At 60.4% G+C, this 5,944-nt stretch carries 13 protein-coding genes; all 13 read right to left on the bottom strand.

Annotated features, from left to right (window positions below; genetic code table 11):
- Positions 1 to 95: 95 nt before the first annotated feature.
- The gene (locus tag BLO50_RS21895; protein ID WP_031943300.1) at positions 96 to 575 is read right to left on the bottom strand and encodes a hypothetical protein; all 480 of its coding nucleotides are present in this window, start codon (positions 573 to 575) and stop codon (positions 96 to 98) included.
- A 12-nt stretch (positions 576 to 587) separates the two neighbouring features.
- Positions 588 to 989: a hypothetical protein gene (locus BLO50_RS21890; RefSeq protein ID WP_090256306.1), complete on the bottom strand. Its 402-nt coding sequence runs from the start codon at positions 987 to 989 to the stop codon at positions 588 to 590.
- Between the two features lie 8 nt (positions 990 to 997).
- Complete coding sequence (locus tag BLO50_RS21470) at positions 998 to 1,456, bottom strand: TrfB-related DNA-binding protein (RefSeq protein ID WP_090256305.1); 459 nt, start codon at positions 1,454 to 1,456, stop codon at positions 998 to 1,000.
- Between the two features lie 92 nt (positions 1,457 to 1,548).
- The gene (locus BLO50_RS21465; RefSeq protein WP_090256304.1) at positions 1,549 to 2,406 is read right to left on the bottom strand and encodes an LPD29 domain-containing protein; all 858 of its coding nucleotides are present in this window, start codon (positions 2,404 to 2,406) and stop codon (positions 1,549 to 1,551) included.
- Positions 2,407 to 2,515: 109 nt separating this feature from the next.
- Positions 2,516 to 2,725 carry a hypothetical protein gene (locus BLO50_RS21770; RefSeq protein WP_143003861.1) on the bottom strand — a complete coding sequence of 70 codons (210 nt, stop codon included), beginning with the start codon at positions 2,723 to 2,725 and terminating at the stop codon, positions 2,516 to 2,518.
- A complete protein-coding gene (locus tag BLO50_RS21460) occupies positions 2,722 to 3,030 on the bottom strand; it encodes a DUF7673 family protein (protein ID WP_090256303.1) in 309 nt (102 codons plus the stop codon). Before BLO50_RS21460 ends, BLO50_RS21770 begins: the two co-directional genes overlap by 4 nt.
- 36 nt (positions 3,031 to 3,066) lie before the next feature.
- The gene (locus tag BLO50_RS21455) at positions 3,067 to 3,342 is read right to left on the bottom strand and encodes a hypothetical protein (RefSeq protein ID WP_031943306.1); all 276 of its coding nucleotides are present in this window, start codon (positions 3,340 to 3,342) and stop codon (positions 3,067 to 3,069) included.
- A 95-nt stretch (positions 3,343 to 3,437) separates the two neighbouring features.
- Positions 3,438 to 3,602 carry a hypothetical protein gene (locus tag BLO50_RS21885; RefSeq protein WP_167354495.1) on the bottom strand — a complete coding sequence of 55 codons (165 nt, stop codon included), beginning with the start codon at positions 3,600 to 3,602 and terminating at the stop codon, positions 3,438 to 3,440.
- A 176-nt stretch (positions 3,603 to 3,778) separates the two neighbouring features.
- Positions 3,779 to 3,997 carry a hypothetical protein gene (locus BLO50_RS21450; protein WP_090256302.1) on the bottom strand — a complete coding sequence of 73 codons (219 nt, stop codon included), beginning with the start codon at positions 3,995 to 3,997 and terminating at the stop codon, positions 3,779 to 3,781.
- Positions 3,998 to 4,029: 32 nt separating this feature from the next.
- The gene (locus tag BLO50_RS21445; protein ID WP_031943309.1) at positions 4,030 to 4,293 is read right to left on the bottom strand and encodes a hypothetical protein; all 264 of its coding nucleotides are present in this window, start codon (positions 4,291 to 4,293) and stop codon (positions 4,030 to 4,032) included.
- Positions 4,294 to 4,347: 54 nt separating this feature from the next.
- On the bottom strand, positions 4,348 to 4,803 hold the full coding sequence (locus BLO50_RS21440) for a hypothetical protein (RefSeq protein ID WP_090256301.1): 456 nt from the start codon (positions 4,801 to 4,803) through the stop codon (positions 4,348 to 4,350).
- 145 nt (positions 4,804 to 4,948) lie between these two features.
- The gene (locus tag BLO50_RS21435; protein WP_090256300.1) at positions 4,949 to 5,212 is read right to left on the bottom strand and encodes a helix-turn-helix domain-containing protein; all 264 of its coding nucleotides are present in this window, start codon (positions 5,210 to 5,212) and stop codon (positions 4,949 to 4,951) included.
- 68 nt (positions 5,213 to 5,280) lie between these two features.
- Positions 5,281 to 5,727, bottom strand: a complete 447-nt coding sequence (gene radC / locus BLO50_RS21430; protein WP_090256299.1) for a RadC family protein — start codon at positions 5,725 to 5,727, stop codon at positions 5,281 to 5,283.
- Positions 5,728 to 5,944: the final 217 nt, after the last annotated feature.

The following is a 5,944-nucleotide window of genomic DNA, read 5'->3' as shown; positions in this document are numbered from 1 at the left end:
GATTGAAGCCCGAAGGGGCGAGACTGGCCGGCTGTTTGGCCAGGCTCGATGCGCAGCACGAAAGCCCGGCCCGGAGCGAAGCGCAGGGTAACGCCCTATGCCTCTTTGGCTGGCCAAGCGCCGCGCATGTGCTCGACCGGCAAGCTAAGTTCAGGTTTCAAGACAGTGATCGAAAGCCGCAAAAGGCACCTGACCGCATACACGGGGTCATCTGGCAACTCAATGCCGTACTGCCTCGCAACCTTCAGAGCCATAGCGCGTGCATCATCCGCCGCCTCGATACGTGGCCGGTCTTCCCAGTTACTGCGGCCAGAAAAAATATAGGGAAGAGCATAGGCGATAGTTGCAAGCTCCTTGCTTCGCGCTGGGGCGTCCTTCTCGATGACTTGGGCGGCAGTCTCCAGCGAGTAGCGCGCTCCCTCACTGAACCAATGCGCCGCCCGCTCTGCGTGCTTAGCTTTCGCCTCCAGCTCGGCAATACACTGGTCGCGCTGCGCGATTTGCGCGCTAATCGCGGCGATTTCCTTGTGGTGGCCCATCAGCTCGGCCAGTGCCCATTTCAACGATTTCAGCATGGTCTGTTTTCCTCAGTCGATCCAAAGGCGTTCACGGTTTTTTTCATGCTCGCGGCGGTAGAAACGCACCGACTCGGCGTGCTCGCTCCGTCCGCCTTCGTACTGGTCGGGATCGCTGGCCAGCACCTCGTCAAGATGGGCCTTAATTCGCTGCGCATAGGCGCGGCGGTTGGCCTTGATCGCCTGGCACACGTCCACAAAATCCGGGTCGCCTTCGCCGTGGCGACGGAACCACGCGGCCATTTCCTGGAAGGCGCGCATGTGCTGATCATCAAGATTGCGCAGGCCGCTTGCGTCCATCGGGAACGCGCCCCCGGCATACATGGCCATCGCAAACGACTGGAGAAAGCCAGCCGCTGAATAGTCACCATCAACCAGGATGGCGCGGTAAGTTGCAAACGGTGATTCAGTCATGATTTCTCTCAGGCTTGAAAAGTAATGGTGAAAACCTTTGCCTTACCCTTGGGCATGGCCTTCATCTGCTCTGCAATGCTCTCGACTTGCGTAGCCACGTCTTCCGGCAGCCACTGCTCAACCTTTACCCAGCCTTTCGGAAGCGCCTCAATGCGGCGACGGATACGGGTCATGAGCTGGCTTACAGACTGACGGGTTTGGTTCGTTTCTGCCGCCGCCTCGGTAACGCTGGCACCCTTCACCAGAACAAGGCGCGCAGCTTCGATAGACTTATCGGAGTAGCCCCGGCGCGTGTTTGACGCCCCAAGTTCCTGCATAAGCTGCTCGAAATCCTCGGGGCTCATTTCCGCTGTGGGCGGTGTCGGCTCGACCAGGCGCAAAAGCTGTGCAATCTCTGCCGGGGTGTAGGTTTCCCGGATGTGCGCTGCCATCTTCAAAATTGAATCCTCGTCTCTGCTCTGCGTCATGTTTGCGGTTCCTTGGGTTCGCATGGTTGCATTATGGCCACACGCCCAAGCGTTCACACCTGGCCGGCTATAAGCCGGCCAGGCCGGGCGTGTTAGCCGTGTGTCCCGTTGAGTGTCTGGCGGATCATCTGTTGCAGCGAATAGGCCAGGCCAGGCACCCGGATAATGTCGAGGCTGCCGCGCTCGTACTGCTCGACGCTCGGGCGCTCGATGCCGTCAAAGTTGCCCGGCAGGTCGTTGAACAGCTTGGCGATGGCGCGCTCGATCAGCTCGCCCGAGTGGTGGCGGCAAACGCTGATGTATTCGGCGGCACCGAACACGGCACACCATGGCGTTTTTTCGTGCTGGTACGCTTCTTCCTGGCCGCAGTAGTGGCCAGCGCGGAACTGGCCGGCGACTGCCTGCACGTCATTTTCGGTCGGCCCGTCCAGCCACTCGATTACCAGGGAACCAAAGGACTTTTTGCGTACCGAGAACTTCACGGCAGGAAAGGCCAGCTTGAGCATGGCGCGGATATTCTTCGCAGCCAGGACGCCGCTGTAAGTGTCTTCGCCTTGTACCAGGTGCGAGTATTCCGGGGCGCTCTTCAGGCGCTCCACCTCGGCGGCGAACTGCGCGGCTGCTTCGCGCTTGATCGCCTCGCGCTCGGCCTGGGCAGTGTTTGCGTGCTCGATGGCGGCTTGCACCTCTTCAGCGGTGGCCACCTCATCCAGTACGCGCCATTGAACAGAGGCGCGCACCAGGGCTTCAGAAAGCTGGCGGCTGATGGTGCCATTCAAAAACACCACGTCGAGGCGGGCACTGCCGCCGCTCACGCCAACGCCGCCAATGGTTCGCACCGATTCCGGCACCTGCACGCCATGCACGGCGAAAACGATGCCGTGGCCAGCGTAGGGAAGGGAGCAACGCACGCGGGTGCCGACTTGGAACTGCTTCATGAATACGGTCATGGTGTATCTCCTGCAAGGGTGGTGGTAGGCCGGGGCGGTTGCCGCCGCGTTTCCCGGCCTGTGCGCGCATTATCTCCTTAATTATTGCCAGCGTCAACACTTGTAAACACTATTTTTGCAGAGTGTAGGCCGGGCTTGCGTAGATGTTCGGGCGGATACTCAAGCCAGACGGTGAAAGCGAAACGCCTACCGATCCAGACACGGGCAAGCCACCCAGGTTGTGGGCGCTGTAGCTCGTCCCGCCGTAGTAGTTCGGCCCGCCTGCACAGCCACCCAGGAACACCAGGGCGGCGACCAGGAACACCCGTGGCGACTTCATGCGCCCCCCTTCAGCAGCGCGGGACGCCATGCGGCGACAATGCGCTCAAAGTCCGGCCCGAAGCCGTATTCGTCCGGGTAAGCGTTGCGCGCTACTGCCAGGCCGAACACTTCGACCATATCCGCCGCAATGCTGGTATCTACGCCCCAGGCGGTGGTTATGTCGAAGCCGCCACACTCGCCCGCGTTCCACCAGGCCAGCAGGAAATCAGCCACGCGGCGCGCCTGGCCGGTGTCGCCTTGGGCAATCTTGATCAAGCGTTGCAGCGCCTCGCGCTGCGTCTTGGTGACTACATAGTCGGTCATCGGGTCGCTCCTGTTGATCCTGCGTTGCTGGTGGCATTACTGCGCCTTTTCGTGCGGCAACATGGCCACGGTGCGGCTGCGGTCTGCCTCGGTGACGATCCACACGCGGCGACCGTTGGGGTGGTAAACCGAAGTGATCCGGCCCCCGTGGGTCAGTGCGTGCTCGTTATCCTGGCGTGTCTTCTCGTCTGCGTCGCCCCAATCGCCCGAGGCGTGGCGGTCGAAGAGGGGGCCAAGGTCGAGGCCATAGCGGCACAGCTCCAGAACGCCGATGGTAGCCAGCGCCTGGCCAAGTTTCACTTTGCGAGCCATAGATATTTCTCCTGCAAGGGTTGCCCGGTGCGGTTGCCGCCGCTGGTTCCGGGTTGGGGTTGCCGGCAGGTACTCCCTGCCGGCGATTGGTGGCCTTAAATCAGGCCGAGAATGGAAAGCCAGGAATCCGGGTGGTCTGGCTCCACGGTGTCGCCGTCTGGCGTCTCACATACGCTATCGAAAGCGAACTCGCCCAGCGTCTCCATGTCGGGCACTTCGTACTGCTTGCCTTTCCAGGTGATCGTCTCGGGGATTTGCATTGCGGGTATCTCCTGCAAGGGGTTAGCCCGGAGCGGTTGCCGCCGCTCGGTTCGGGCGTCGGAACCACTGCGGTTCCGATAGGTGCCATTATCCTTATTTCCGGCCATGCCGTCAACACTTGTAAACACTATTTACACCCATTAAAAAGCCCGCGCTTGGCGGGCTCTCCTGGCATTCACTCGCTGGCCTTGGGCCTTTCCCTCTCCGCGTCCAGCTCACGGGCCAGGCGCATAACATCGGCCTCATAGGCTGTGATTACCTTGTCACGCACTGCCACCGGGCCAAGCCACAAGGTAGCGAACGTGACGGCACCGCCCAGGACGAATGCCGGCATGGCCACCATGAAAACACAAGCCAGGCGGCTTGCTTTTTTGTCCTGCTCTTTTCCTTCCACGGTGCATCCTCCCGATTGATCGCGGCGCTATCTTACTCGACCGCCTGCGCTGTCTTCTTCTTCGACTCCAGGCGCTCGGCCTCTTTCTTCATCGCATAGGGCAGACGGTCGGCCACCTCCGCCTCTGTCAGCCCGTCCAGCGGCACCACACACGACGCGCCGCCACGGCAAACCATGATCGACTTAACGCCGCCATAGTTGCCCTTGTAGTCGCGGTGAGTGTGCCGGTAGATCAGGGTCAGCGCCTTCTGGTGCGCCTTCTCGGCTTCGGTGTTCGGGTTGGTGGTCTTGGTCATGGTATTTCTCCAGGGTAGGGGATGGCCAGGCGCTCGGCACCTGGCTGGATCGGCTTAGTTGAGTGCCCAGGACGGGAACGGCAGGCCGGCGCTGCGCAGCGCCTCGGCTGTGTCAGGGTCAATCGTGCGAAGCGGGATCGTTAGCCCGCGCTCGCGCTCTTCCTGCATCAGCGGGATAAGCTGATGGGCACCCACGCAATTACCCAGGCAGCGGGACAGCTCTTCATCGCTCAAGTCGTGGGCCAGTTCGACGTGCAGGCGACCGATAGCGGCCTCGACCAACTGAGCCCGGCGCTTCTCGCGCTTGGCCAGGCGGTCAACCTCGGCGGTTGCTGTCGCCTTGGCGTCGTCCAGGTCATCGGTGTGATAGTCCGCCTGCGGCATGTGTGCGCAGTCGGTGAAGAACTTCACCCGATATTCACCCCAGGCCGCATCCTTCATGACCGACGCATGAAAAATGGTTTCGCCTACGTCCTGGCGGTAGCCCCATACTTTTTTGGCCTTGGCCATCGTCGTACCTCCTGCAAGGGATCGGCCCGGAGCGGTTGCCGCCGCTCGGTTCGGGCATCGGAACCACTGCGGTTCCGATAGGTGACATTATCCAGATTTCCGGCCATGCCGTCAACACTTGTAAACACTATTTATTGAGGGGAAATCACCACTCAGGGGAAAGCCCCGCCCTGGTGGCGAGCACCTGCCAGGACGCGAAGGGCATCGGTTTTTCCTCAAGCATCCAGCGCCTAACCGTCCGATCATCAACCCCAATCCGGCGCGCAAAATCGACGCCATTTGTGCCGGCCATCTTCAGCGCGGCGCGGATTTCCGCACCGCTCGGCACTGCCCAGCCGTCCGCCAGTGCGCGCAGGCACTCGGGGCGTATCTCGGCCTGGCCTACCCCATAAACCGCTCTAGTTTCCATCTCTAAACCCCTGAAGAGCGCGAAGGCTCTAAGCAAATCCCCCCGGCGTGCCGGGGGGATGTTTTAATTCAGCACCACCCCATTTCCGCAAGGGATGTGATTTCAGCGTGACCGACCACCAAATGATCGAGCACGCGAACATCAACGAGGGCCAGCGCGTCCTTAACCCTCTGTGTCATCACCCGGTCGGCGTTGCTTGGAGAGGATTCGCCGCTTGGGTGGTTGTGCACCAAAATAACAGCCGCCGCATTAAGCAAAAGCGAAGCCTTGACAATCTCGCGGGGGTAAACGCTAGCGCTGTCGATTGTCCCGAAAAAAAGCTCCCGATATTCGATAACCCGGTGTTTAGCATCCATGAACAGCATCGCAAAAACTTCTGACTCTTGGCGCTCCAGCTTCAGCCGGAGAAACGCCCTGACGGCTTCCGGGCTTACCAGCGCATGGCTCTTTGCCTTCAAGTGGCGGTCAAGAATCGAAAGGGCATTTTCTACAACGGCTTTTTCTGCTGCATCCATGGTAAAAACTCCAACCTGACCAGAGCGAACTGCCCGGCCTTATGGTTGATATTATAGGGCATAGCGCCCTATATTGAAAGAGAAATAGGGCGCTGCGCCCTAAATAAACATACTTCAAACTCCTTGACGCCGCCGCTCTAGAGTGATGCTGGATGGTGGGGGGAAGAGCGGTAATAAACGCTTTTCAGCGCGACCGCTTGCGGTCGCTTCAAGCTCT

Origin of the sequence: Pseudomonas peli (genome assembly GCF_900099645.1) — a bacterium.
Taxonomy (GTDB): Bacteria; Pseudomonadota; Gammaproteobacteria; order Pseudomonadales; family Pseudomonadaceae; genus Aquipseudomonas; species Aquipseudomonas peli.
Note: the sequence above shows the minus strand (reverse complement) of the source record. Positions and strands in the feature narration are given on the sequence as shown.

Excerpts from the sequence above, each read along its gene's own strand:
- BLO50_RS21895 (WP_031943300.1), bottom strand. The coding sequence starts at position 575 with ATGCTGAAATCGTTGAAATGGGCACTGGCCGAGCTGATGGGCCACCAC.
- BLO50_RS21890 (WP_090256306.1), bottom strand. The coding sequence starts at position 989 with ATGACTGAATCACCGTTTGCAACTTACCGCGCCATCCTGGTTGATGGT.
- BLO50_RS21470 (WP_090256305.1), bottom strand. The coding sequence starts at position 1,456 with ATGACGCAGAGCAGAGACGAGGATTCAATTTTGAAGATGGCAGCGCAC.
- BLO50_RS21465 (WP_090256304.1), bottom strand. The coding sequence starts at position 2,406 with ATGACCGTATTCATGAAGCAGTTCCAAGTCGGCACCCGCGTGCGTTGC.
- BLO50_RS21770 (WP_143003861.1), bottom strand. The coding sequence starts at position 2,725 with ATGAAGTCGCCACGGGTGTTCCTGGTCGCCGCCCTGGTGTTCCTGGGT.
- BLO50_RS21460 (WP_090256303.1), bottom strand. The coding sequence starts at position 3,030 with ATGACCGACTATGTAGTCACCAAGACGCAGCGCGAGGCGCTGCAACGC.
- BLO50_RS21455 (WP_031943306.1), bottom strand. The coding sequence starts at position 3,342 with ATGGCTCGCAAAGTGAAACTTGGCCAGGCGCTGGCTACCATCGGCGTT.
- BLO50_RS21885 (WP_167354495.1), bottom strand. The coding sequence starts at position 3,602 with ATGCAAATCCCCGAGACGATCACCTGGAAAGGCAAGCAGTACGAAGTG.
- BLO50_RS21445 (WP_031943309.1), bottom strand. The coding sequence starts at position 4,293 with ATGACCAAGACCACCAACCCGAACACCGAAGCCGAGAAGGCGCACCAG.
- BLO50_RS21440 (WP_090256301.1), bottom strand. The coding sequence starts at position 4,803 with ATGGCCAAGGCCAAAAAAGTATGGGGCTACCGCCAGGACGTAGGCGAA.
- BLO50_RS21435 (WP_090256300.1), bottom strand. The coding sequence starts at position 5,212 with ATGGAAACTAGAGCGGTTTATGGGGTAGGCCAGGCCGAGATACGCCCC.
- radC (WP_090256299.1), bottom strand. The coding sequence starts at position 5,727 with ATGGATGCAGCAGAAAAAGCCGTTGTAGAAAATGCCCTTTCGATTCTT.